This window comes from Nocardia sp. NPDC050717 (genome assembly GCF_040654275.1).
Classification (GTDB): Bacteria; Actinomycetota; Actinomycetes; order Mycobacteriales; family Mycobacteriaceae; genus Nocardia.
Genome location: NZ_JBFAHR010000014.1, coordinates 185,234 through 209,272 on the forward strand (window position 1 = coordinate 185,234; position 24,039 = coordinate 209,272).

Annotated in this window: 20 protein-coding genes, 1 rRNA gene and 1 pseudogene; 14 read left to right on the forward strand and 8 right to left on the reverse strand. The window is 63.7% G+C overall.

What is annotated here, in order from left to right; translation table 11 throughout:
* The first annotated feature begins 54 nt into the window (after window positions 1-54).
* Window positions 55-2,181, forward strand: coding sequence for a DEAD/DEAH box helicase (locus AB0H56_RS25490; protein WP_357167755.1), 2,127 nt, complete (start codon window positions 55-57; stop codon window positions 2,179-2,181).
* Between the two features lie 17 nt (window positions 2,182-2,198).
* Here AB0H56_RS25490 and AB0H56_RS25495 read toward each other — a convergent pair whose 3' ends face one another.
* Window positions 2,199-4,064, reverse strand: a complete 1,866-nt coding sequence (locus AB0H56_RS25495) for a DNA/RNA helicase domain-containing protein (protein WP_357167757.1) — start codon at window positions 4,062-4,064, stop codon at window positions 2,199-2,201.
* Window positions 4,065-4,472: 408 nt separating this feature from the next.
* On the opposite strand from AB0H56_RS25495, the gene AB0H56_RS25500 reads away from it, so the two are divergent.
* The 5 genes from AB0H56_RS25500 to AB0H56_RS25520 all read left to right on the forward strand — a co-directional run bounded on the left by AB0H56_RS25500 (window position 4,473) and on the right by AB0H56_RS25520 (window position 9,777).
* Window positions 4,473-6,974, forward strand: coding sequence for an AAA family ATPase (locus tag AB0H56_RS25500; RefSeq protein ID WP_357167759.1), 2,502 nt, complete (start codon window positions 4,473-4,475; stop codon window positions 6,972-6,974).
* A complete protein-coding gene (locus AB0H56_RS25505) occupies window positions 6,971-7,330 on the forward strand; it encodes a hypothetical protein (protein ID WP_357167761.1) in 360 nt (119 codons plus the stop codon). Before AB0H56_RS25500 ends, AB0H56_RS25505 begins: the two co-directional genes overlap by 4 nt.
* An 11-nt stretch (window positions 7,331-7,341) precedes the next feature.
* Complete coding sequence (locus tag AB0H56_RS25510) at window positions 7,342-7,683, forward strand: hypothetical protein (protein ID WP_357167763.1); 342 nt, start codon at window positions 7,342-7,344, stop codon at window positions 7,681-7,683.
* Between the two features lie 61 nt (window positions 7,684-7,744).
* Window positions 7,745-8,416, forward strand: coding sequence for a hypothetical protein (locus tag AB0H56_RS25515; RefSeq protein WP_357167765.1), 672 nt, complete (start codon window positions 7,745-7,747; stop codon window positions 8,414-8,416).
* Between the two features lie 59 nt (window positions 8,417-8,475).
* The gene (locus AB0H56_RS25520; protein WP_357167767.1) at window positions 8,476-9,777 is read left to right on the forward strand and encodes a uracil-DNA glycosylase; all 1,302 of its coding nucleotides are present in this window, start codon (window positions 8,476-8,478) and stop codon (window positions 9,775-9,777) included.
* 158 nt (window positions 9,778-9,935) lie between these two features.
* On the opposite strand, the pseudogene AB0H56_RS25525 reads toward AB0H56_RS25520, so the two are convergent.
* The 5 genes and pseudogenes from AB0H56_RS25525 to AB0H56_RS25545 all read right to left on the reverse strand — a co-directional run.
* Window positions 9,936-10,085 (reverse strand): annotated as a pseudogene (locus AB0H56_RS25525) (integrase core domain-containing protein); the annotation flags it as partial.
* Window positions 10,086-10,223: 138 nt separating this feature from the next.
* Window positions 10,224-10,676, reverse strand: a complete 453-nt coding sequence (locus tag AB0H56_RS25530; RefSeq protein WP_357167769.1) for a hypothetical protein — start codon at window positions 10,674-10,676, stop codon at window positions 10,224-10,226.
* Between the two features lie 80 nt (window positions 10,677-10,756).
* The gene (locus AB0H56_RS25535; protein WP_357167771.1) at window positions 10,757-11,464 is read right to left on the reverse strand and encodes a hypothetical protein; all 708 of its coding nucleotides are present in this window, start codon (window positions 11,462-11,464) and stop codon (window positions 10,757-10,759) included.
* Between the two features lie 50 nt (window positions 11,465-11,514).
* On the reverse strand, window positions 11,515-12,642 hold the full coding sequence (locus AB0H56_RS25540; protein WP_357167773.1) for a hypothetical protein: 1,128 nt from the start codon (window positions 12,640-12,642) through the stop codon (window positions 11,515-11,517).
* A gap of 235 nt (window positions 12,643-12,877) precedes the next feature.
* Entirely contained in the window at window positions 12,878-14,818 is a 1,941-nt protein-coding gene (locus AB0H56_RS25545; RefSeq protein WP_357167775.1) for an N-6 DNA methylase, read from the reverse strand.
* A gap of 413 nt (window positions 14,819-15,231) precedes the next feature.
* Here AB0H56_RS25545 and AB0H56_RS25550 point away from each other — a divergent pair, with 413 nt between their 5' ends.
* The 8 genes from AB0H56_RS25550 (at window position 15,232) to AB0H56_RS25585 (ending at window position 23,113) form a co-directional block, all read left to right on the forward strand.
* Window positions 15,232-15,612, forward strand: coding sequence for a hypothetical protein (locus AB0H56_RS25550; RefSeq protein ID WP_357167777.1), 381 nt, complete (start codon window positions 15,232-15,234; stop codon window positions 15,610-15,612).
* Window positions 15,613-15,723: 111 nt separating this feature from the next.
* Window positions 15,724-16,302 (forward strand): exonuclease domain-containing protein, encoded by a 579-nt coding sequence (locus AB0H56_RS25555; protein ID WP_357167779.1) that lies wholly within the window; start codon window positions 15,724-15,726, stop codon window positions 16,300-16,302.
* Between the two features lie 65 nt (window positions 16,303-16,367).
* Window positions 16,368-16,958, forward strand: a complete 591-nt coding sequence (locus AB0H56_RS25560) for a DUF4352 domain-containing protein (protein ID WP_357167781.1) — start codon at window positions 16,368-16,370, stop codon at window positions 16,956-16,958.
* A gap of 54 nt (window positions 16,959-17,012) precedes the next feature.
* Window positions 17,013-17,693, forward strand: coding sequence for a DUF4352 domain-containing protein (locus AB0H56_RS25565; RefSeq protein WP_357167783.1), 681 nt, complete (start codon window positions 17,013-17,015; stop codon window positions 17,691-17,693).
* A 159-nt stretch (window positions 17,694-17,852) separates the two neighbouring features.
* Entirely contained in the window at window positions 17,853-18,470 is a 618-nt protein-coding gene (locus AB0H56_RS25570) for a hypothetical protein (protein ID WP_357167785.1), read from the forward strand.
* 364 nt (window positions 18,471-18,834) lie between these two features.
* Window positions 18,835-19,263, forward strand: coding sequence for a hypothetical protein (locus AB0H56_RS25575; RefSeq protein ID WP_357167787.1), 429 nt, complete (start codon window positions 18,835-18,837; stop codon window positions 19,261-19,263).
* Window positions 19,264-19,396: 133 nt separating this feature from the next.
* Entirely contained in the window at window positions 19,397-21,331 is a 1,935-nt protein-coding gene (locus tag AB0H56_RS25580; RefSeq protein WP_357167789.1) for a UvrD-helicase domain-containing protein, read from the forward strand.
* Between the two features lie 240 nt (window positions 21,332-21,571).
* A complete protein-coding gene (locus AB0H56_RS25585) occupies window positions 21,572-23,113 on the forward strand; it encodes a CBS domain-containing protein (RefSeq protein WP_357167791.1) in 1,542 nt (513 codons plus the stop codon).
* 18 nt (window positions 23,114-23,131) lie between these two features.
* Here the strand turns inward: AB0H56_RS25585 and AB0H56_RS25590 are convergent, their stop codons facing one another.
* Both AB0H56_RS25590 and rrf read right to left on the reverse strand, forming a co-directional pair.
* Complete coding sequence (locus tag AB0H56_RS25590; protein ID WP_357167793.1) at window positions 23,132-23,683, reverse strand: hypothetical protein; 552 nt, start codon at window positions 23,681-23,683, stop codon at window positions 23,132-23,134.
* Between the two features lie 264 nt (window positions 23,684-23,947).
* Window positions 23,948-24,039: ribosomal RNA gene (gene rrf, locus AB0H56_RS25595) — 5S ribosomal RNA — on the reverse strand; the annotation flags it as partial.

Here is a 24,039-nt window from a genome sequence, read left to right on the forward strand (position 1 = left end):
CAGCCGTAGCGGGCGACCGAACTGGTGGATTGGAATGCATGGGAAGATCGGCCTGTGAACGACGTATGGGATCGACTCGATCCGGTGGTGGTGCACCACATCGTCAACACGCTCGGCTGGCCAGGTCTTCGCCCCTTGCAGCGCGAGGCGATCGAACCGCTCCTCGCGGGCGAGGACGTCGTGTTGCTCGCGCCGACAGCGGGCGGCAAGACAGAAGCGGCTTGCTTCCCGCTACTCAGTGCGATGGCGCAGCGCCGTTGGACTGGCACCTCGGTGCTGTATCTGTGTCCGCTCAAAGCGTTGCTGAACAATCTGGCACCGCGGGTCGACGGCTACGCCCAATGGCTCGGCCGCAGGGCCGCGCTGTGGCACGGCGACATCTCCAACGCCAAACGCGACTGGATTCGTCGTGAGCACCCCGACATCCTGCTGACCACGCCGGAATCACTCGAGGCAATGCTCATCGGGACGAAAACCGATCACAACCAGCTCCTCGGTAACATCCGCGCCGTCGTCATCGACGAGGTTCACGCCTTCGCCGGCGACGACCGTGGCTGGCACCTGCTGGCCGTTCTCGAGCGACTCCAACGTGTCGCGGGCCGCCCCATCCAACGTATCGGCCTCTCCGCCACGGTCGGCAACCCCGCCGAACTCCTCACCTGGCTGCAGGGATCGGGGGCAGGCACGCGGGCAGCGCGCGTGGTCGCGCCCGGTGTCACACTCCCGACTCCCGGTCGGACAACGTCGCCGCCGGGCAACGTCGAACTCGACTACGTAGCGTCGCTGGAGAATGCGGCCAAGGTCATCGCGACACTGCACCGCGGTGAAAAGCGCCTGGTGTTCTGCGACTCCCGCAGGCAGGTCGAAGAGCTCGGGTCCGCGCTGCGCATGCGCGGGGTAACGGTGTTCCTTTCCCACGCTTCGCTCTCGGTCGACGAACGCGCCAGGGCCGAACAAGCTTTCGCCGAAGCACGTGACTGTGTGATCGTGTCCACGTCGACATTGGAACTCGGCATCGATGTCGGCGATCTCGACCGCGTGATCCAGATCGATTCGCCGACAACAGTCGCTTCGTTCCTCCAGCGGATCGGCAGAACCGGTCGTCGTGCGGGCACAACACGCAATTGCCTGTTCCTTGCGACCACAGCGGACACCCTTGTCCAAGCTGCCGCCCTCATACTCCTGTGGAGCCGCGGCTGGGTCGAGCCGATCATCGCGCCGCCCGAACCTCGTCACCTGGTTGCACAGCAACTCCTCGCCGTCACACTGCAACAGCACTCGATCGGTGACCGGATCTGGGCGCAAGAATGGAACGGGTTGCCGCCCTTCGACATCAGTGCTGCATCGATCTTGCGCCACCTGGTCGCGGAGGGACACCTCGACGAGGACGGCGGCCTTCTCCACATAGGGCCCTCCGCGGAAAAGCGGTTCGGCAAACGGCACTTCCTCGATCTGACCGCTGCCTTCACGGCACCGCCACAGTTCACGGTGCTGGCCGGTCGCCAAGAAATCGGCCATACCGACCCCTCGGTACTGACAGACGACCGGCCAGGGCCGCGACTATTGTTGCTTGCCGGCCGCAGCTGGCGAGTTACCTACATCGATTGGTCTCGTCGCCGGGCGTTCGTCGAACCTGCCGAGAGCGGCGGTGTCGCGAAATGGTCGAACGTCGGGTTGCGCGGGCTGTCCTTCGAGCTGGCGCGGGCCATTCGGGATGTGCTGCTCGGCGACGATCCCCCGGTCACGCTCACTCGGCGCGCAAAGAACGAGCTGGCGGACATCCGAGCGACGAAATCGGTCCGCAATGTCAAGGGCAACGCCACGGTGATAGACCGCGAGGGTGATGCCGTGCGCTGGTGGACTTTCGCAGGCTTCCGCGCAAACGCCACTCTCGCTGCGACTTTGTCGACGATCGTCGATCCCGCTCAGCGGCCCAACGATTTCAGCATCCGCCTCCGACCGGACCTGACCGCCGAGATGTGGCACATCTCAGTGGCCGAACTGCGTAGACCCCACTCGGCGCTGGTGCTTCCGATTGCAGACGAGCGAGCAGTCCGCGGACTGAAATTCTCCGACGTGCTACCCGACAGCCTGGCAACAGCCACGGTCTCCGCGCGCCTGGCAGATGTCGACGGTGCTCGAAAAGCATTGGCCGAGCGCACCAGCTTGCACTTGCAGTGATCCTCACACGCTATCGGTCACGCGTCGATCCGAGGTGACGTCACCTCGGGGTGTGCCAGCCGGGGGGCCAGGCTGACGAGCAATTCCTGGGTGTCCGGATCGGTGGCGTAGAGAACGACACCCTTCATCCCCCGCGTGAGCAGCACCTTGTAGATGTTACGAATCAACCGGTCGAATTCTTGGTCGAACAGGTCTTTGGCCCGCATTGCCTTGTCCAGATTTCCTGCCCGGACACTCTTCAGCACCCGGTTGTGAGCAACCAAGTCGGGGCCGATAATCACACCTGTCCAGTCGAATTCGAACCCCTGAGCCGTGTAGACACAACCGATCTGATCGATCCCGGCTGGCTCCGTCGCCCAGTACAAGCGGGACGGGATACCGTTGACCGACCTGTCGCTCTTGAGATTCCACGGCATGGACCACGATCCGATCCTGACATCGTCGACCAAGCTACCGTCCGGGTTCGGATCACTCCAGGGCCAGCAGTATCCGGCGGTGATCCGCGCTACCTGGCCTTCCGCGTCCTTCGCTCGCAGAAAATCTTCCATCTCCTGCGGTGACTCGGCCACCAGAACCTCGAAGTTCGGATCGCCGGTCCAGGAAGTCGGTCCACCTACCCGAAGTCCCAGCAACCGTCGAACCCATTCCTCATAATCTTCGCTGCCGCCGCATCGGAACAGCCCATCCAACTCAACATGGTGAACGCGACAACCGGCACGCGTCGCATGATCATGAATCTCGCGATACGTCCCGACCTCTCCTGGCCGAACGACCTGGTGCTCATCCAGGAGGAACACGGGTACGTTTGCCGCAGCGATGAGCTCGTCGACCTGCGGTCGTCCCGTCCGTTCACTTTGCTTCGAGAACCTGTTGGTTGAAACAGCTCGAATACGATGCGCCTCATCGCAGATCAGCACATCCAGTTCGTTCTTTTCATACTTGGCGAAGGTTCGATAGAACTGGAACAGTTTCTTGAGCGTGCTCGATCCCGCGGCCGGGAATTTTCGTAGCGACTCCGTGAACGCTTGCGATCCGGTCGCGTGTTGGACCCTCTTTCCTTCGCGGTGCAATTCCGCCAACAGAGTGATTGCGATGAGACTCTTGCCGCTTCCAGGACCGCCGGTAACAATGACAACGCCCTTGCCGTCCTGCCTATGCGACAGACGCACCTGATCGATAACACGCCGGTAGGCGATCTCTTGAGCGTCAAGCAGCGAATACTCCGTCGCCTGACGTAGTTCCGATGCGGTGAAGGAAATCAGGTCTGCCCGCGGCCGAATCGGGCTTTCGAGCAGCTTTTCAGCTGCCGCGGCACCGGACTTCGGCGCCAGTCGTTTTGCGAGGAACCCGAGAAAGTCCTCGCGGCCGTCGGCCGTGTACATGCGCCCGGATTGATCGGGTTGCCGAGCACGCAGGCTGCTGATCGAACTCTCGGTCGCATTGTGCAAGTAGGCAACGCCGTGCACGGCTCGCGGCCGATCGTGCAACACCTCGAGGTACTGAGTGAGGTATTTGCAATAGCCCCGGACCTGGTCGATCGGATGAAGCTGCTCCCCCGGCAGTCCAGTCGCCCTGACGATACGGTCACTGTTGAACTCCAGTTCGGCCGCGCTCCACTGCTTGAGCTCGACGACCACGTACGTGTCTGCGCCGGTGTCGGGATCGACCCCACAGAGGATCACATCCGCTCGCGAACTCGCCGCAGGCAGCCGATATTCGAGCAGCATCTCGACCCGGTCCAGCCCGAGGTCGATCAAGTGCTGCGCGATGAGCGGAAGACTCGCACTCCACGACCGCGCCTCGGCATCGCGACGCGAAGTCTTCCGTCGCAGATGATCGGCCAGTATGTCAGCGAGTACAGCCTCGGAAGACCAGTTCAGCACGTCAGCTGCAGTCGCTCGCAGAGCCCTTGTCACCACGCCATTTCCCCAGACAGCACGAAACCCCGTGCAGCGGAGGCATATCCACACGGTGGAAGCCCGTCAGGCCGCAATCCGACAACCAAGATCGTATCGCACGCCAGGCCCCACCCAACCCTCAGAGGCACCGGTTTGGCGGGCCAAGAAGGCGATGCATCACCTGGGCGTACTGCGCGACGGCAGACCAAGGGACTTGTCAATACCCAAGTTGTAATTTGACAATGTTTTCAATTCAGTGCAGGCTGTACTTGTACAACCGGCCCCTCGCCAAGGCGCTCCCGGCCCGCGATCACCACCCAGTCGGGCGCCCGCTGTATGCCCTCTGCCCCCAGGTTCCACCCGATTCAGTTCAGCACGAGAAGGGTTCACCGCATGGAAGACAACGCTGAGGCACACTCTGCCCCCACCGATCTCCTTCCCTGGATCGCCGCTCAACTCGACCGATCCGACTCGAGCGACGAAGTCGGCCTCGTGATCCTCGCGGCGCTCGAGGGTGACCGGGCGCTCGACGACTACCTCGGTGGCGCATCACGAGACCGACCGGTCACCGACACGAACTCGATTGCCGCACCGGATAGTTCACGCGGCACCTTCCTCACCGCGATCGACGTCGAAGGCTTCCGAGGAATCGGCCCGGCCACCACGCTGACACTTCGACCCGAACCAGGCCTCACCATCGTCGCCGGCCGCAACGGCTCCGGGAAATCGAGCATCTCCGAAGCACTGGAGCTCACGCTGACCGACAGCGCCTACCGCTGGATCGGCAAGAAGTCGACCCAGTGGCGCGATGAGTGGCGCAACCTGCACCACCCAACGGCACGAATCGCTGTTCACCTGGTCGAGGAAGGCGAAGACCCGATCACGGTGAGCATCAACTGGGCAGACGGCGAAACCGATGTCGACCAGCACACCACCCGCACGCAACGGCGCGGTGGCAAACAGCAGATCGGACGCGCAGACCTCGGATGGGACGGACCGTTGCGACAGTTCCGGCCGATCCTCTCCTACGACGAGCTCGGCGCCATGCTCACCGGCGCACCGAGCGACCTGCACGACGCGATGTCGCGGGTGCTCGGCGTCGGCCAGCTCACGGATGCGATCAACCGAATCCAGGTACGACACAAGGCCCGCAAGGGACCGGGCGACGAGCTCGCCAAACAGCGCCGCGACCTCGCTACCGAGGCCGCCGCACTCGACGACAACCGCGCCGCTGCCGTTGCGCCCGTCCTGAAGAAGACCCTGCCCGACCTCGCTCGCCTGCGCGAGCTGCTGCACAACGCCGAGACTGACAACGGTCCGCTCGCAGGCCTCCGCACGCTCGCACAGCTGCGCGCTCCCGTCACCTCTGACGACGCGAAGTCCGTGGCGAAACGTTTGCGATCGAGTATGACCGCGCTTGCCGAGCTCGGCGTCGCGGCCAGCGACAAGCAGCTCGCCACCCTTGACCTGCTCGAACAGGCCCTCCGGGTACACGCTGAGCATGGCGACATGACCTGCCCGGTGTGCCAGGGCGGGCATCTCGACAACGCGTGGGCCACACTGAGTCGAGAAGCCGTCAGCGCCGAGCGCGACCACCTGACCGCGCTCACTCAGGCCCGAAAAATGGTGGAGCTGGCGCAGTCCGAAGCGCTGGGCATGCTGTCGAAGCCACCCTCGGTTCTCGACCACTCCCCCGTGCCCGAACTCGAATCGGCTGTCGCCGCCGCGCGCACCGCGTGGAACCGGTGGGGATCGATCACCCGCAGCGACGCCACCCCCACCATGCTGCAAATCGCCGATCACCTCGAATCCGAGGTCGATGCGCTGGTGGAGGCCATCGATCAGCTCACCGATGCCGCCGCCGAATGCGTGTCCGCGCGTGAGGACAACTGGCAGCCACTTAATGCCCGCATACGCGCATGGAGCGTGGCCTGGGAAGCATGGCTCGCGGACAAGCCTCTCGTCGACCAGCTCGACGATGCGAAGAAATGGCTGCAGGACAACGATATTCGATTGCGCAACGAACGGCTCGCGCCGATCCGCGAAGGAGCCATCCACGCGTGGGAAATGCTGAAGCAGGAAAGCAACATCGAAATCGGTGACCTCGTCCTGGAAGGCACCTCGACCCGGCGCAGGCTTCGAATCGACTCGAAGGTCGACGGCGTACCTGCAGGCGGACTCACCGTGTTGAGCCAGGGCGAACTCCACGCCATGGCGCTGGCCCTGTTTCTTCCACGCGCAACCATGGCCGAATCACCCTTCCGCTTCCTTGTTCTCGACGATCCGGTTCAGGCGATGGACCCCGCCAAGGTCGACGGACTCGTTTCGCTGCTCAGCGAACTCGCCCAGACCCGACAGGTCATCGTCTTCTCCCACGACGACAGGCTGCCCGCCGCGGTGCGCCGCGCGAATTTCACCGCGACGATCGTGGAGGTGAGCCGCAACAACGACTCACAGGTGTGCATCACACCAGTCACCGACCCGTCCCGCCGCTACCTGTCCGACGCGTTCGGGCTCGTCATGGAGTACGAGAAGAACAAGATCCCTGACGAAGCACTCCGTCGCACGCTGCCAGGGATGTTGCGATTCGCGGTGGAGGCAGCGGCACGGCACAGCTACTTCACCCGCAATATCCGTGCGGGAAAGCCACTTACAACGCTCGAAAATGAGTGGGAAGCGGCCACGACCACCCGGTCGAAGGTGACCCTCGCCATCTTCGGTGAGCCGCGGGAGAATCATGTCCTCGACCAGTGGGCACGCGCGGAGTACCTCAAGTCGGCGTTGAGCACGGTCGGCTCCAAGATGCACAACGGGCTCGCCGTAGGGACAGACCCTCGGCAGGCAGCCAAAGACGTTCAGCGCATGGTGCGCGACATCGAGGCGGCGGCCAAATGACCGTCCTGCTGACGCTTGCGTCCGACCAGGTCGCGGGCCGAACACCACACACCAACCGGATCAGTGCCTGGCTGACGCGAACGGCGTTGGAAGAGATCATCGGCGACCTGCTCCGAGCACGTGGGATCGAACCCGGCCGGGCCAGCGGCAACGCACGCCTCTCCTTCCTGGAGGTCGCCTACCGCGACAGCCCCGAGGTGGCGACACAAGCGCAATACGCGTGGGCGCGACTGTCAGAGGCCTGCCACCACCACGCGTACCAGCTCTCACCGACCCACCAGGAAGTGATCCATCTGCTCGGCATCGTGCAGAAGCTACACGAACGGATCACCTCGAAGTCAACCCATCAGCAATAGGAGAATCAACCATGAAGACCACCATCGCCGCATTTGCCGGCTCGGCCTTGATCGCCCTCGGAACTGCCGGCCCCGCGGCTGCTGAGGCGACGCCTCCCATCCCCGCGTCTGCAGCCCCGCCGGCCGCGATCCTGATCAGTCTCGACGCCGCGGGACATCCGGTAGCCATGTGCATGACGCCCGGCGACACCTTGGAAGTGCGCGCCGGTATCGGCGCAGCGATCGGCGCGTTCGCCGGCCTGCCCGTCTTCATCATCGGCGCGGTGCCAGGTGCCCTCATCGGAGCCGGGTCCGGCGCACTCTCGTGGTGGATCGCCGACCAGCAGCGTCACCGAATCCCCGGCCCGTGCTGATGACCGACTCGACAACAGGTCGTCACTGTAAGTCTCGTGAATGTAGAAGGTAGCCAACGGAATGAGTGAACTTGTGCAGCGAGAACTCGGCGGGCGCGCCGACCGGACGATCACCGATCACGATCGAGGCGTTGCGGTCTACCTCCGGAAGGTGGCGCCCCGACAATGGAGGTTCGTCGTTCGGACTGCCTATCTCGATTCCACCGGTGCACTCCAGATCGGTCAGACTGTGAGTACTGGTGAACGCACGACCGGCCGCCGTGCCGATTCGCTGGCGCTGGAGCTCGCCGCGGAGTCCGCACCGGCCGCGCAGGCGATCCTCACTGCCAAGTTCGCCGAAGGCGCTGAACGGGCAGCATATTGGCGCCGTCAGGAAGAGGCACGGCTCGAGGAAGACAAGGCGAGAGGCCCTGTTGTCCAGGAGAGGCTGTGCCGACGGCTCGGCTCCGTTGACCCAGATCGTAAGGCCGGCGAATGGCGGCCTGGCGGTGTCATCGAGACCGCACCATATCGTCCCGGTGCGGGCAAGCCGATCTCCGTGGCGGAACTGTCCACCTATCGTGTGGTTGCCGCCGATCAAGTCGATCCGGATGTGTTCGCGACGTGCACCGAACACCGCACGCTGTACGGGACGTACAGCCAGGGCCACGCCCGCGAACTTGCCCGACGTGATCGCTGGTGCCCGGATTGTTCGGTATCCGCGCGGAATTCCTCCGTTGCCGGTCGGAACTGATTATCGTCGGTGTGGCGATGCCGAATCCTGCGACCTCGAACAGAAAGAAGGGCTGAGCGATGGGTTTGAGGAAACGCATCGCGCAAGCTCCGTCCGCAGCGCGGGCGCAGATGTCCGAAGTTACGGCGAGCACACGGACGCGTCTCACCGCTGCGCGGAAACGCGCCCGCGAGCTGAAGGACGAATGGCAGGAACGCCGATACCGACGAAACCACCCGTCGACGGCGCAGGATCCTCAGATCAAAGATGCCGAGGATTCGTTCTACCAGGCAGCGAAGTCCGTCGTCGGTCACATCAGCGCGATCGAGCATGCGCAGCGAGAACTCAGCTCCGAGATGCCAACCCGAGAGGACCTCTCGACCGGGTCCGTGCGTGAGGAGCGACGGATGTATCGAGACTCCATCCGTCAGTCCACGTCAGACGCACGCCGTGAATTCCCTTTCCTCCGAGAGCAATTCGTGACGACCATCAAACCGTCGTCCATCCGCGAAGTTGTGCTCCAGTCGAATGCGATGGTCGACTCCATCGACCTGTATCTGCGGAACCGATTCGATGGCCAGTTCCATCCGGAAGATGCTTTGACCCGGCTTCACGCCGCAATGTTCGATCAGTGCCCACCCGGTTCCAGTGAAGGCGACGACGGCCCAGCGGACACAGGTTCGGCGCCGTCTGATTCCGAGTTGACCGACGCGCAAGCCGCCGACGAAACGCCGAGCGACGGTGAACCAGCCGCGCCGGTGCTCCTTGCCCGACGCATGCGTGACCCGGAGTACCGGCGGCACCAGCATTCCCTCGTCTATGTAGATCGCCTGGCACCGATCAACCAGCTCGTCGACGCGCTTCGCAGCGAGCAGGGCGAATGGATGCCGTACGTCGCACCCACCTACGGTGGCATCGAGGCACGAATCCTGGCAGTGTTTCGCGATCCTGGTCCACGCACCCAGCAGGACAAGGGCAGCGGATTCCTGTCGCTCGAGAATGACGATCCGTCCGCCGAACGGCATCTCGGGTTCGTCACAGATGCCGGTATCAGTCCCACCGACCTCACGGTGTGGAACGCCTATCCCTGGTACATCAACCGCAACCCCGCATCAGGCGAGATCGACCGTGGGCTCGACCCGCTGCGCCGACTGATCGATCTGCTGCCAGATCTCGAGGTACTGATCGCGCATGGGGGTGCCGCCCAGACAGCGTGGCGACGGTTTGAGCGCAAACACCCGCGCATCGCCAATCGTCTAGAGGTGATCAAGACCTACCACACCAGCCAGCAGGCACTCTGGACGCCCGACGTCGAAGAGCGACAGCGCCGCCAGGCCGATATCGCCCACGCGTATGCGAAGGCCGCCGCGCTGCTCGATTGAATCGCTCGCTCGATCCCCGAGGTCCCCACGACGGCGGCCAACATTGCTCGTATCATCCGAGTGTGCGTTCGTGGCGGACCACCACCGGAGCCGTCTTCATCCCGCCGACGACATTCTGACGGGACCCCATGGTTCGGTCCACCGCATGTGAGAGCCGTTTACCGGTGGATGCAGGTTGCAGCGTATCCGGCTGGGGTGTTGTAGCCCGGGCCGGAATGTCTTCGGCGGTGGTTGTATTCGTCCTTCCAGACGCTGATCACGACGCGGGCTTGGGGCAACGACCAGAAGCTGTTGATGTTGAGGCATTGGGCGTGACAGCCCTGACGAACACATCCGGCTTGCGAGCCACCGGCACCACCTCCACCGGCAGCATCGCCGGTCACCGGTCGATGATCAACCCGCCGCCCCACTGTCGGGTTTGAGCATCAACCTTCCGATACGCGGCACTAGACTCCGCGGAATTCGATATGGACGATTCGCGTTGCCTCATCCCGAATATCAACGGTTACTTCGCGAATCATCACTTTGCCCGACGACGAAGTGAACCACGCCTCCTGTCCTTGCTCCACCCGCGGCGATGACTCCAGCGGCGGCCCGGCGATCGTCGTGACTGGGTAGGGTGTTCCGCGGTGCTGGAGCACATTCGGAAATCGAGACTGGCTCAGCATTAGAGCGAGGTCCCCAGGGGATGCTTTCACGGCGATCTGATACTTTCTATCGCGAATTATTTCGCGCTTTGCGAGCAGCACCTCGACACCCTTCGGCAGGACCCACCCACCGTACTCGGTTGCCTCTTGCACCAACGCCGGACTGGTCGACATCTCGACGTCTGGCACCATCATCCGATCGACGGCGTGGTTGACAGCACGATTGCATCCGTACATCGCGAGCGAAAGCACTAAGCACAATCCCACCGCCCATGTAAGCCACGTCCGCAGTCGTCGGCGGCTGAAACCTTGCCTTCCAGCTGGGGGTTGTGTCATCGAGGGGTCCCCGTCCCACTTGGCGCGGGCAGACTCAGATCGCCCGTCGAGGGAAGATCTCCCACATAGCGTTTGATCGTAGACGAGCCGATCATGTCGAACTCCTTCGCCAGACCTGCAGTATGTAAGGCGCCCAGTTCACGATCGGTCCAAGTGAATCCACCGATCTCGGTCTGCTTGTCGCCATCCCAGTTATAGCGATCGTACAAGTGGCATTGATAGACCAGTTCAACGCGATACTGCGCGTTTTCATCAGCGAGCTTCTCGATCTTAACCGCTCCGCAAGCAGCAGTTTCCACCGCTCCGATTGCCAGGTACCAATCGCGGTCGGCGAAGATGTACTCTTTCCACGCGGCCTGGAAGGAGGCCGTGATGGATTGATTAGTTGAGACAGTGCCGATACGTCTCGCGATATTTGAAACCTCTACCGTAATGAGGTTGTCAAAATGCAACTTCAACGCAGGCTCGTCATTCATGATCCGATCCGGATCCAGCTTCCAATCCGTGCCGGTGTTCGCAAGGTAGTGTTCGAGATGATCAGCAGCATTGGTCAGTCCGGCCGCATCGGCAGCCGCAGTTGCGTAGATCATCTGGTCGAAGAACTGCAGGTCATCGTATCGAGCCCACAGCGGCTGAGATCCATGCGGGCCCTGGCCCGGATCCGGTGGCGGCGTCGGCGGCATGCCGGGGAGTTCACTCGCCATCTACATCGACCACCCTGAAGGCACCGGTTCGCACACCGGAAGCAGCTGGGTCAGAATACGGAGTCAACGCGATCCTCCCACCACATGTTGTCACCATATCCAAACTTTCGAGTGCCGATATCGATTGCTATCTTCTCCGGAAGATCGAACTCACCGGAATTGAAGGCTGGTACCGCACGACCCGGCGCGTAATCGAGCGCGGACGAGATCTTTTCGACCGCCGCCTGAATCTCCCCCTGACGTGTCGTTGCCGCGACTTGGAGCGCATCCAGCGCGCCGGTTATCTCCGACTTCATTGTCTCGTTGATCGGGTTATTGATGTGCGGGGCCCATGCACCCAGCGGAAATGTTGCCCCAAGAAATGTCATGGGCTGCAGAATTTTTCCGCACAAATCCGCCGCTTGGTTGTACACCAGGCGCTCGATGTAGGGTCCGCCGTACTCGAGCACCTTGGATACGACGTCGAGGTCGACGCTTCTGCCGCCGACAGTCTCTCCGAAGTTTTTCGTAGCGAACCCGAATGACTCGGCAGCCTCGCCGGACCACGTGCCCTGGAGCCAATTGGTGCCGTTGATGAGGTTCTGCGACGTCACATAGTCATTGATTCCAAGCAAACCGATCCGCTTACCGATCGCTTGTATCGCTTCCCAGTCGCCCACCAACGGCGAGAGCAGATCAACCGTCGGCTGGACTCCGATTGCGACACTCAGTCTCTCGTCGTAGACCGAGACCAGGCCAATCACCGATTCCACAGTCTGCCGCACCGTGGACGGATTGTCTGGCACGGCAGGAAGGCTGGGGAGCTGCAGCCCGCCGAATCGGGTCACACCGTAACTCGCGCCGTCGGCAACCTGCGCCGTCCCAGCCGCTACATCATTCGACGTCGCGGAGATCGCAGCCGCGATTGTCTCATCAGTTGAACCGAACTGCGTTGCTGCCGTTGACAAGTTGTCGCCGAGGGCGCCGAGAGCCGTCGCCTCTGCGTTCAGCGCTGCGCCGACCGCACTGCAAAACTTCTCCAGCGACGGCGCCACGGTCGCTATCAGCCCCGACGACTCGGCTGGTAATGAGATCGCCGGCAGCAGGCGTGAGACGTTCGACGCCGAGCACGCATTTATCTCCCCAAGGTCTACAGCGAATCCCGCACAGTTCGAAAGCTGCACCGACAGGTCAGTCACGCGAGCACCACGAGACCGGACAGGCATCGTCCGACGCCTGTCGACTCACAGTCAATCACCTTGCCGAACAATAACATTGAGTACACCACCCCTTCGGACGGGAGTGTATACGGTCATGTCGGGCGCGGCGACAACGGCCGCTCTCCTGATCCACCGAGAAGGCAGCAACGCACGTCAGGCCACAGCACTGCACGAGCCGGGCTGGGCGTCGTGAAGGTTCCCATTTGGTCGGCCGCTACTCGCGGCTTGGACCAAGCACCCCCGCGGTCAAGCCTGTTCCTATCAACTCGGCGGCGCTGAGGGCTGCATCGGCGGTCCGGGCCGCCGCTACTCGTAGCAGATGCAGTCGACGGAACGCCTCGGCGTACGGCTTCTGCTCGGCAAGGCGCAGGATCGGGATCTTGAGCCGGGACGGATCGAGTCGAATCGTGGTTGAACCGAGCATCGCCGCCGCGTTGTCGGGGCTACCGATGAAGCCGGCGAAGAACCAGGGATCCATCCGGGTCGGATCGGTCCGGAAGATGATGACGCCGGCGCCGGGGACCGCGCCGATATCGGCGCCCTCGGCGACGCGGGCGCCTTGCGCGGCGCCGTGATCGTCGCGGAATCTGGACACCAGGACGTCGCCTTCGCGAATGAGTTCGGCAGATACCGGTACACCTGTGCCGGTGAGGCCGGATGGGCCTTGACCAGTCAAGAGGTCACGACCGGACAGCACAGGGCGCTGAGGGGCGTCGGGGGCGGCAGCCTCAGAGGTTGTCCGCACGAGTCGAACCGCCCCCCCTCGTTCGAGATCTCCGACCGTGGCAGTCCGCAGAGCGGTGTCGCCGCGGGTGGACCACTCCTGCACCGTCCCCGCGACGCTGCGAAGTTCGGCGAGCTGCTCGCCGAGAAGCGCGATAGCGGCTTGTGCGGCGGCCGCCACGTTGCCGGGGTCGATGGCAGCGCGGACTCGGCGGGCGGGCGTCAGGTCGACATCGTCGTCGAGAATGTCCATGGTTCGGACGACAGCAGAAAAGTCTGCGACAGTGGCCGTATCCACGTCACCGTGGTCGAACGCTCGCCATGAGTCGAGGACCCGTTCGGCGAGAACTTGCCAATCCGATTGGGCGTCACCATGTCCGGACAGTCGTGCCGAGTCGGCGAACAGTACCGATTCAGCCGGCTCGGCCCCAGGTCGACGCAACACCCAGATCTGCAGACCGACCTGGCGCGGAGTCGATGCTCCCTGCGGTAGCGCGATTACCGCACGCAGGGCACCGCCACGGAGCAGTTCCATTCGGATTCGACGACCCGATGTTCGGGAGGCGACGGCAGGCGGAAGAAGGACAACGGCAGTCCCTCCGACACGCAGGTGCGCAAGGATGTGCTGAACCCAGGCAAGTTCGGATTCGCCGCGAGGGGGCACCGAGTACTCCCAGCGAAGGTCGACAGCCAACGACTCCGCACCCCAATCACGTTGCGCGTAGGGCGGGTTTGCCAACACAGCGTCGAACTGCTCACCGGGGAAGGCATCGTCGAGCAGGCTGTCGCCTGTACGGATATCTACCCTTACGCCGGGAACCTTCGCGTGCAGCAAGGCAGTAGTGCGGGCCGCTTGGACGGGAAGCACGTCCTGGCCGGACAGCGCGGTGGCACCGATCCTGGCCGCTTCGAGAAGAAGAGCGCCGCTGCCACACGCGGGATCAAGCAGGCTGCGCGGCCGCGGCGAGGCTGCGGCGGTGAGGATGTCGGCCATGAGAGCAGCGACCGGCGGGTCTGTCGGGTAGACACCGGTGCTCGGCACCGCATCCAAGCCGCGCTCGGCGAGTACATCCAGCACCTGCTTGACGTCAGACGCGGCCATGGCGCCGCGGAGGGCTGCGTGCACTGGCGTGTCGGATGCCGAAGTTAGGTCACCGACCACCTCCATCAGCTCCGGCACGGCGGAAGGTTCGACACCGGACCGTAGCTCGGTGCGCAATCGCTGCAACGGTGAGTCGGCGGTCTGCACCCCGTGACCGCGAAGCCATTCCTGCACCTCGCCGAGATCGAACAGCGGTCGAGCCTCGGAGCCACCGGTCACCGGGGCCGGGAAGTCGGCGTGCCGACGGCGCCAATTGCTGACTGTAGCGCGGGTGACGCCGGCCATCCGCGCGATCTCCGCTGCGGCGACTGTGGCGGTTGAGTCCGACATATGTCTCCTTTCGACCTGCCACCACATGGAGTGGTCGTCAAGCGCAAGGTTACACGCATCGAGGTTGACGATGTTTTCAACATTCCGACCACGCAAGGCACACGTTCACAGGTCGATTCCTTGAAAACATTGTCAACCTGTTGACGGTTGGATGACGAAGCTGCTACCTTCTAACCATCGGCAGCGACACACCCGCCGACCAGATGGAGCACACCGAAGTTGTTGCTCCACAACAGATCCCAACCATGATCCGGCCCTCCCGGGCCGTGTTTCGTCGTGCCTTCCATCACTCGAGAGGAGAGCGTATGTCCACCCACCGACGAGCTCGAGGCCATCGGCACCGGTCAGAAAGCTCACGCACGCTGACTCTCCGGAATGGCGACGATCTCCGCAAACAGCGACTTCGAACCCCGATGACCCGCTGCTTCCACGGCAAACGGCGGTACTTCACCCGCGCTGATGCCGAACTCGTCCTCGGCAGCATCGACACGCGTGACCCTCGACGTCGCGAGGTGCGGTGCTACCAGTGCCCGGCATGTCACGGCTGGCATCTCACCAGTCAGACGGTCGAGCAGTACTCGGCGAGCCGTGCGGAAACTTCGCCGGTCCGCGCGCCGATCAAGCTGGACGTTCCCGTCAGCAGCAGCCCGGTGCCGACCCCGGCGCAGCTGGCAGCCCGGCTCGGCGTGCGGCCGATTACTCCACCCGCACCGCGGCCTTCCTTCGCGACCGCCCGGCTCCGCAGGCTGTTCGACCGGGTTCGGCGACAGCTCACCGAGCGCCGCAGGAACTGACGACCACCGATACACCCCGCTGGTTCCGCCCGGCAGGCACTGCCGCGGCGCGACCCCGCACGCCCGGAACAGGCCGCCGAACCACACGATCCAGCATTTGAAGGAACCCCGATGACTTTGTCGTTCGCCGCATTCGACGTCGAAACCGCCAACCCGGCCCGCGGCAGTATCTGTTCGATCGGCGTTGCGGTTGTCCGTGATGGCGTCCGGATGCGGACCTACTCGCTGCTGTGCAGGCCGCCTGCCGCCGTTGACAGTTTCGCGCCGTTCAATGTGCGCATCCACAAGATCACGCCGGCGACTGTCGCGGGCCAGCCCACCTTCGCCGAACGGCTGCCCGAGGTACGAGCCCTGGTGGGCGACCTGCCAGTGATTGCCCACAACGCGACGTTCGACATGAACAACATGATGCGGGCCTGCGAGTTCAGCGGCGCACCGCTGCCCCGATGGTCGTACGGATGCTCGTTGTCGTGGTCGAAACAGCAACTGCGGCTGGCGAATTACAAGCTCAGCACCGTATCCGCCGCGCTCGGGGTGACGCTCGACCAGCACCACGAAGCGGGAGCCGACGCCGCCGCGGCCGCAGATATCACCCTCGCCTTGGCCCGCCTGGCCGGCGCTGCCTCCATCGATGCATTGGCCCAGATCAACGGTTCACCGCTCAGCGTGCTCGGCGGGGTCTACGGCTGATTGCGGTCGATCGCAGCCAAATTCCGACAACTGAATACCAATTCTCTTATCTCCCAGGAGTCACGATGGCCAACCCCCAGTACCCCTCCCAGCCCGGCTACCCGCAGGGACCCCACTACCCGCAGCCGCCGCGGAGGAGAAAGGTGTGGCCCTGGGTGGTCGGCGGCATCCTTGCCGTCATCCTGCTGATGTTCGGAGGCTGCGTCGCACTGATCGGCGGAGCGGCGAATGAGGTCACCAAGGCAGAGGAGAAGCGCAACACTGCCGCGCCGGCCGGGTCCGAAGTCCGCGACGGAAAGTTCTCCTTCCTTGTCATCGGTGTGGAAGAACCGGTGGCGGTGATCGGTACCAACGACATCCTGCAGGAACAGGCGCAGGGCGAGTTCGTGCAGGTGCACATCGATGTGACCAACGTCGGCACCGTGGCGCAGCACTACTTCGGGTCGAATCAGAAGCTGATCGACGATCAGGGGCGCGAATTCGCCAACGACACGGGTGCCGAGCTCAACGTCAATGACCATCTGGCCGAAGAGATCAATCCCGGCAACAAAGTGTCGATCACCCTTGTATTCGACGTGCCCCAGGGCACTGTGCCCGCGGCGGTCGAGTTCCATGACTCGGCGTTCTCCGGCGGCGTGCGTGTCGCACTGAAGTAGCTGACCTCGGCGCCGGGACGAATGTGTCCCGGCGCCTCGAACCGAGGAACCACCATGACGAACCCGCCCGGCTATCCACCTCAACCGCCCTTCAACGCGCCGCGCCCCAATCCTGCTCCCGGATTCCGGCCGCCGCCCATGAACAACAACGCGCTGATCCTGTGGATCGCGGGTTCGTGCATCGGCGTGTGCCTGCTCGGTGTGTTCGCTATCGGTGCGGACTCATCCGAGTCCACGAATCATTCGCGCGCGACCACAACCAGTCGTGTAGTTCAGGGCGTAGGCATCCCGTCCGATCCCACGTCGCCGACCACCGTCGCCCCGAAACCGGCCAAGAACCAGCCGGCGCCCGCGGGGACAGCGGTGCGAGACGGCAAATTCGAGTTTCTGGTGACCGGCATCGAGCAGGGTGCCACGGCGCTCGGGAGTGGTTTCTGGTCAGAGCGCGCCACCGGAGAGTTCCTCGTGGTTCGGGTCCAGGTCACCAATATCGGCAACGAAGCCCGCACCTTCTACGGCGCCAACCAGCACCTCTACGACGAGCACAATCGAAAGTTCGACAGCAGCTTTGGCGCCAATGCGGCGCTGTCGGACGACTTCGGCAGCATCGAGCTCAATCCGGGTCTGGGTGTGAGCACGGCCATTGTGTTCGACGTACCGCCGGGGACTGTGCCCGCGGTGCTGCAGTTTCACGACTCGATCTTCTCAGGAGGGGTCAAGGTCCGAGTCGGCTAGGTCTTTCCGCCCAGTTGTAACGGTCTCGCGCAGACCCACAACGCCGAATTCTGCACATCAAGAACGGAGATTTCCATGTGTCCGACGGCCCGCGCCCGCCTCACAACTCACAGATCCAAGCATGCGGTCCTCACCGCCCTGACAGTGGTAGCAACAGCGATGTCGGTCGCCGCCTGCTCATCCGGCGACGGAACGACAACGAGCCCGGTCAGCACGACGACCATGAGCGTGGCACCGACGACGACTTCGGTGGTGAGCGACGCAGACTTCATTCGTGACCTTCGAAGCAACAGAACCTACATGCTGTCCAACAGTGACCAGTCCCTGATCGATCTGGCAAAGACGTCCGCCCGCGCATTTCCAGAAGGCATCTCCGACGCGGAATGGCGCAGCACCTACGAGTCCGTTCGCGACATTCTCACCCAGTCCGGATTCACGCGCGACCTCTCGAAGGAATTCATCGTCAAATCGGTCAAGTACTACGGAACATCTGCCAGCTACACTCAGGCGGTTCGGCTGGCCGGCACGATCACCGAACTTCGCACGGTGATCACCGCAGGCATCTACATCGCCGGCACAGACATCGAGTCCGGCACCTACAAGACCGACGGCGCCAGTTCCTGCTACTACGAGCTGCGACGTGACCCCACCAGCGGCGCAGTATCCAACATCATCGAGAACGACAATCTCAGTGGCCCTGGCTACCTCACGGTCGACGATGGACAGGGCGTCAAGGTATCGGGTGGCTGCGTGTTCACCAAGGTTCAGCCCAAATAGACAATCAGCCATCTCGGCTTGGACGGCACCGGGCAGGTCGGGAGCTCACCTCCGACTGGAAGGGCTGCGGACCAACAAGGGATCCAGACGTCGAGTTCGGGATCGGGCACTTCGATGTGTCAGTCGGAAGCGACACGATCGTACGTTCCCGAGACGACGGGCTGTACGCTGAATTGAGCAACAAGGTGTACATCTGGGACTACTACAACTTTGAAACGAAGAATTGGATTCCATTCGGCAACGTCAAGCGAAACCTAGCCAACTCCATCGGCAATCACATGCGTGATCTCGAAGAATTCGGGTGGGCACGAAGTTTTATAGCCCGCAGACAATCCGACACCATCCAGACCTGGACGCAGAGGCTATGAAACGAAGACTGACCTTTGTACTCCTCACCGCTGCGATAGGCGCGCAATCATTTGCACTGACAGCCTGCTCGAGCGAGCGCAAAGACCTCCTATCCCTCGAGACCTGCGGCTCGCTCGTCTTCCCACACGGCGTCGAACTCGTCGAATTCGAGCAGCAGACGGGTTTCGGAGACGAAGTGGTTACCGCAGTGGTGGAAATCCCCGCCGACGAAATGGATGATTTCAAGACCAAGTCAGGCCTTGCCAAATTCATTGCCGGAGTGCCGAAAGATTGGAAGTACCACTGGCGGGACACGAAGAGTCTCCCACTGCTGGAATCAGAGCAGGCCTATCGCGCCGACGAAGAGCAGCTCGCCCAGACCAGGTGGGTCGCCTACACGACCAAGGACACATCCGAGGTTGTCTTCATCCACGCCCTCTGCTAGAACCGCGTCAAGCCGACTCTCGCTGGTGTCGAGGGAACCAATGCGACGGCGCAGATCTTCAACTATGTTGTCCAGCAAGGGATTAGCGTCGCCTGACACCGTAAGCGGCGACATCGACCAGGTTGGGGGAACCATGGCCAACATCCGACGTGAGCGGCGCCTGCGCGCCGCCGAGCAGGCGCTCGCCGTCCAGACCCACCTGAGCTCGTCGGAACGTCGCGTGCTCACGGGCATTCTCGCCAACGAAGGCTGGCAGCTGCTGGTCCGCACCACGGCGTTCCGCCCCGGTAGGCCCACAGCTTTCGCAATCGGCCCCACCGGGATGTTCGCCGTCGTGTTCGCCGCGACCATGCCGAATCCTTCTCAATTCGGTGAACTGCGCAAGCAGGCCGAGGAACCGCTCGCGCGCCTGGCCCTCGACGACTTCCGTTTCGTCCCGCACATGGCCGAGATCGTCGTGGTACTCCCCGGCCGGGTCCGCCCCGAATCCGACGGACGCATACACGTCGTCGACGAACCCGGCTTCGTCGCCACATTGACCGGAGGCGACCGGCGTTACAAGCCTGCCCGCGTCGCCCAACTCACGGCTTCCACCATCGACAAGTACACGCATCTTCGACTCGATCTGTTCGACGAATCCGACGCTCCCGCTGAGCTTTTTACCGAAACCGACCTCAACGAGGCCGAGCGCGCCGCCGCCCTGGCCCGCCCGTTCAGGGACTGGATGACTTTCCTCGACCCAGCTCAGCTCTCCTTGGTTCACGCGAACTTCAACGGTCCCGCACGTATCAGCGGGCCCGCCGGCACCGGTAAGTCCGTGGTCGCCCTGCATCGCATGGCCCACTGGGCCAAACGCAATCCGGGCCGCCTGATGTTCACCACGTTCGTGAAAACCCTTCCCACCTTTCACGAACGCGGCTTCGCCCACTTGGCCCCTCGGGCGGCCGACCGCGCGCTCTTCACCGGCCTCCACGCCTGGACCCTCCGATTCCTCAAAGACCGGGACGTACCGTTCAACCTCGACGAGGCGGCCGTCAATGCCTCCCTCGCGGATGCGTGGCGCCGTGTTCGCGACACCCTCACCAGCGTCAAAGGCACCGACTTCGGCTACTGGCACGACGAAATCGACCGCATCATCAAGGGTCGCGGGTTGCGCGACTCCGCCAGCTATCTGGCGGTACAGCGAACTGGCCGCGAGGGCATCAGCCTGCTGCCGTCGATGCGCCATACCGTCTGGGAAGACTGGTACGTCCCCTACGAGGAAGGTCTCGCGGCGCGGGGCGCACATGACTTCAACGACCTCATCGCCCTCGCCGTCGAGGAATTGCGTGCTCGCCCCCTCACCGGCGAAGAACGATTCGGCCTGGTCGTCGTCGACGAAGTCCAGGACTTCACTCTCCGCCAACTCCAGCTCGTCTACGAAATCGCCGGTGCCCGTGAGGATTCGCAGCTGCTCCTAGTAGGCGACAGCCAGCAACGGGTCTACGTGGGCAGCTGCACCCTGGCCGAGGCAGGCATCCCGGTCCCCGGTGGCCGCGGCCGCATCCTGCGCACCAACTATCGCAATCGCGCCGCGGTCCTGTCCTATGTCCAGCGCATCGAAACAGCCGGCTCCGTCGACGACCTCAATGGCGGCGCAGGCGTCGTCATCCGCGAAAGCGACGCCACCCTCCCCGATGGCCACGTCGTCGAAGCCCGACTCACCCGCCGCGAATCACTCGCCGCGCTCCCTCAGGCCATTCGCGACGCGAACCTGAATCCCGATGCCGACGTCGCCGTCATCGTCGCCACCAGAAGCGATATCGACCGCTACCTCACCGTCTTGCGCAGGGCGGGCCTGCGCGCCATGCCACTCGAGCACTACGACGGCACCCAACCGACCGACATCAAAGTCGGCACCGTCCACCGCGCCAAGGGCATGGACTTCACCGCCGTGTTCCTCCTCCTGGCGAATCCACCCACTACCCACCCCGGCGGGCGCGACACCGACGCTCTCCGCTCCCGCCAGCACCTGGTGGCCGCGAGCCGTGCCCGGGACTACCTCTGGGTGTGCACGCTGACCGACTGAAGGCTCCTCCGACTTGGTCGAGACGCAGTCCCACCACTCTCGCTGAACTTCGCCCGAGATCCCGAGACAAGGTCACCGTCAGCCGCGGGACATGGAGCAGACCTTCGCGCTGCTTCACCGGTACCGCCGTTTGGCCGTGCGGTGGGAACGCCGTATCGACATCCACATTGGTCGCTGCATGAGCGCCGGTGCTGAACTATTTTGGTAGGCAGTGTGTTCCACGGCGGGGAGGATCAGACGGTGGTTGATGGTGGGCGGGCGCAGCATGCTTGGCTGGTACGGGCCGGGAGTCATGGGCAGCGGGAGGGGCGGGCTCTCGCGGAGGGGTCGGTGATTGTCGGGTGGGATGAGGTGGGAGATCTCAGGAAGTATCGGACCTGGGAGGAGTTGAAGGCGGGGATTCGGCGGGCCTATCCGGAGGCTTCGGCGACGGTGGTGGGGAATTGGGCCGGACAGTTGTGGAAGTTCGGAACCGAGATCGTGGAAGGCGATCTGGTGGTGATGCCGTTGAAGGGGCCCGCCGGGGTGGTCGCGATCGGGCGGGTTGCCGGGGAGTACGAGTATCGGGAGCAGGAGCCCGAGTCGTTTCGGCAGGTGCGCCGGGTGGAGTGGGTCCGGACCGATGTGCCGTGGGAGGCTATTCGGTCTGATCTGCGGGCCAGTCTCGGGTCGCTGCTCACGGTGTGTGGGCTGCGGCGGCACAATGCGGCGGTGCGGATCGCGCATCTCGCTGAGCACGGGAGCGATCCCGGGTATGTGGGTGATGTGGCGGCGACGGGGTCCGATGAGCTGCTCGCGGAGGCCGGGGCGCGGGATGCGGGGAATCCGCGGGAGTTGACGGTGCGGAGTCTGCTCGAGCACTGGGGGTTCGAGCGGCGGACTGCTGCCGCGGTCGCGATGATCAAGGCGGATCTGGCGGAGAACGGGCTCACCACGCGGCCGCCGTTCACCGAGGGGCCGCTCAGTGAAGTGGTCGCGATCGTGCCGCTCGAGAGTGAGCCGGCGGTGGGCGGTGCACGGGCCGCGGAGCGGGTGTCGGTGGAGAATGTCGTCGAGCCCGAGCCGATGACGAGGCGGTTGGGAAGTCTGCCGGCGGCGCTGGTTTCGGTGCCGTCGAGTGTGGAGCTCACGACCGCGAAGACGACGATGGTGCGGCACCAGTATTCGCAGCTGGCGGTGATCGATGAGCACGACGGGGCGTATCACGGGGCGGTGACCTGGGAGTCGATCGGGCGGGCGCACATCGCGACGGATCATCCGACGCTGGCCGATGCCACGGTGCCCGCGATCGTGGTGGATCATGACGCTCCCCTGCTCGACCAGATCGAGGCGATCTACGACCACGGGTTCATCTTCGTGCGGGATCCGGATCGGGTGCGGGTGACCGGGATCCTCACTGCCGCGGACCTGACGCGTCAATTCGGCACGCTGGCGAAGCCGTTCGTCCTCATCGAGGAGGCCGAGAATCGGTTGCGCAGGGCGGCGCGGGATCACCTCGACACCGAGGACTTCAAGGCGGCGGCGCCGAAGAATCGGCGGGCGTATGTCACCGAGCCGGAGCATCTGACGTTCGGTGGGTATGTGCATCTGCTGCAGAGTCCGACGAGTTGGCGCAAGCTCGGGTGGCGGTTGGATCAGAGGCAGGTGATCGAGCTGGTCGAGCAGGTGCGGGTGGTACGGAATGAACTGATGCACTTCGCCACCGATCCGCTGTCGGCTGGACAGGAAGCAGCTGTGCACGGGCTGCTCCAGGTGTTGCGGACCGCGGAACCCAACCCGTGATGCCGAGTCGAACCGCGGTCAGCCGCTGACGGAGAACGGGAACACGGGCAGCTTCGCGAGTTGTTCTCCCGGCTTCATGACGAACGATCGGCCGGTGCAGTCACCGTTCTCCCAGAAGGTCTGAGGGACGGATCCGCCGTTCACGATGGAGCCGGCGCCTTGCGGGCCGAGACTAGCTACGCCGAGCTCCAAGCAGTTCTGCGGATCGACCGAGGGCACCTCGCCGTGCGGGAGTGAGTGCAGCAGGTCCTTGAAGTCGGGCATCCCCCACCAGCAGACCGTGCCGGCCGGGCAGGGCTGGGTGAGCACCGCGGTCGGTGTGCGTGACGAGATCACCGACGTCGCAGTCGGATTCATCGTGGTCGGTGAGACCGAGGTGGTGACCACGGCCGGCGCTCCGGAAAGGGCAGCGGATGTTGTGGACCCGACGCTCGGTGCGGCGTCGCCATGCGCATCGGATTGGAAAGCCATGAACACGATGGCCGCGCCCACTACGCCCGCCACGAGGAAGCCACCTGCGACCGCCAGCTTCAGGGTGTTGCGCTTCTCCTTCGTGCCCTCACGGCTCACCTCGGATTCACGCCGCCACACACCGAAGTTCGTGCTGGACCGGGCACTCCGTGTATACGACTCGTTCTGTCCACTCCGGTGCTCCGCCCCGAGGCTCGCGCGACCGTGGACGTGGGCCTTCGGTTCGCCCTCGCTGGGCGGGAGTTCTGCACTCACCGGCACAGAGTAGCGCCAGTTCCGTTGGGAGGGGCGATCATTGGACGATCGAGAGATCGAGAACGCAAAAAGGCCCCCAGCAGATGCTGGGGGCCTTTCGCAGAATATGTCCGGCGGTGTCCTACTCTCCCACACCCTGTCGAGTGCAGTACCATCGGCGCAGGTGGCCTTAGCTTCCGGGTTCGGAATGGGACCGGGCG

Bases quoted from the DNA above. Each gene is read 5' to 3' on its own strand.
- AB0H56_RS25510 (WP_357167763.1), top strand. From the start codon at position 7,342: ATGAAGACCACCATCGCCGCATTTGCCGGCTCGGCCTTGATCGCCCTC.
- AB0H56_RS25555 (WP_357167779.1), top strand. From the start codon at position 15,724: ATGACTTTGTCGTTCGCCGCATTCGACGTCGAAACCGCCAACCCGGCC.
- AB0H56_RS25515 (WP_357167765.1), top strand. From the start codon at position 7,745: ATGAGTGAACTTGTGCAGCGAGAACTCGGCGGGCGCGCCGACCGGACG.
- AB0H56_RS25575 (WP_357167787.1), top strand. From the start codon at position 18,835: ATGAAACGAAGACTGACCTTTGTACTCCTCACCGCTGCGATAGGCGCG.
- AB0H56_RS25570 (WP_357167785.1), top strand. From the start codon at position 17,853: ATGTCGGTCGCCGCCTGCTCATCCGGCGACGGAACGACAACGAGCCCG.
- AB0H56_RS25535 (WP_357167771.1), bottom strand. From the start codon at position 11,464: ATGGCGAGTGAACTCCCCGGCATGCCGCCGACGCCGCCACCGGATCCG.
- AB0H56_RS25500 (WP_357167759.1), top strand. From the start codon at position 4,473: ATGGAAGACAACGCTGAGGCACACTCTGCCCCCACCGATCTCCTTCCC.
- AB0H56_RS25560 (WP_357167781.1), top strand. From the start codon at position 16,368: ATGGCCAACCCCCAGTACCCCTCCCAGCCCGGCTACCCGCAGGGACCC.
- AB0H56_RS25520 (WP_357167767.1), top strand. From the start codon at position 8,476: ATGGGTTTGAGGAAACGCATCGCGCAAGCTCCGTCCGCAGCGCGGGCG.
- AB0H56_RS25545 (WP_357167775.1), bottom strand. From the start codon at position 14,818: ATGTCGGACTCAACCGCCACAGTCGCCGCAGCGGAGATCGCGCGGATG.
- AB0H56_RS25505 (WP_357167761.1), top strand. From the start codon at position 6,971: ATGACCGTCCTGCTGACGCTTGCGTCCGACCAGGTCGCGGGCCGAACA.
- AB0H56_RS25580 (WP_357167789.1), top strand. From the start codon at position 19,397: ATGGCCAACATCCGACGTGAGCGGCGCCTGCGCGCCGCCGAGCAGGCG.
- AB0H56_RS25565 (WP_357167783.1), top strand. From the start codon at position 17,013: ATGACGAACCCGCCCGGCTATCCACCTCAACCGCCCTTCAACGCGCCG.
- AB0H56_RS25550 (WP_357167777.1), top strand. From the start codon at position 15,232: ATGACCCGCTGCTTCCACGGCAAACGGCGGTACTTCACCCGCGCTGAT.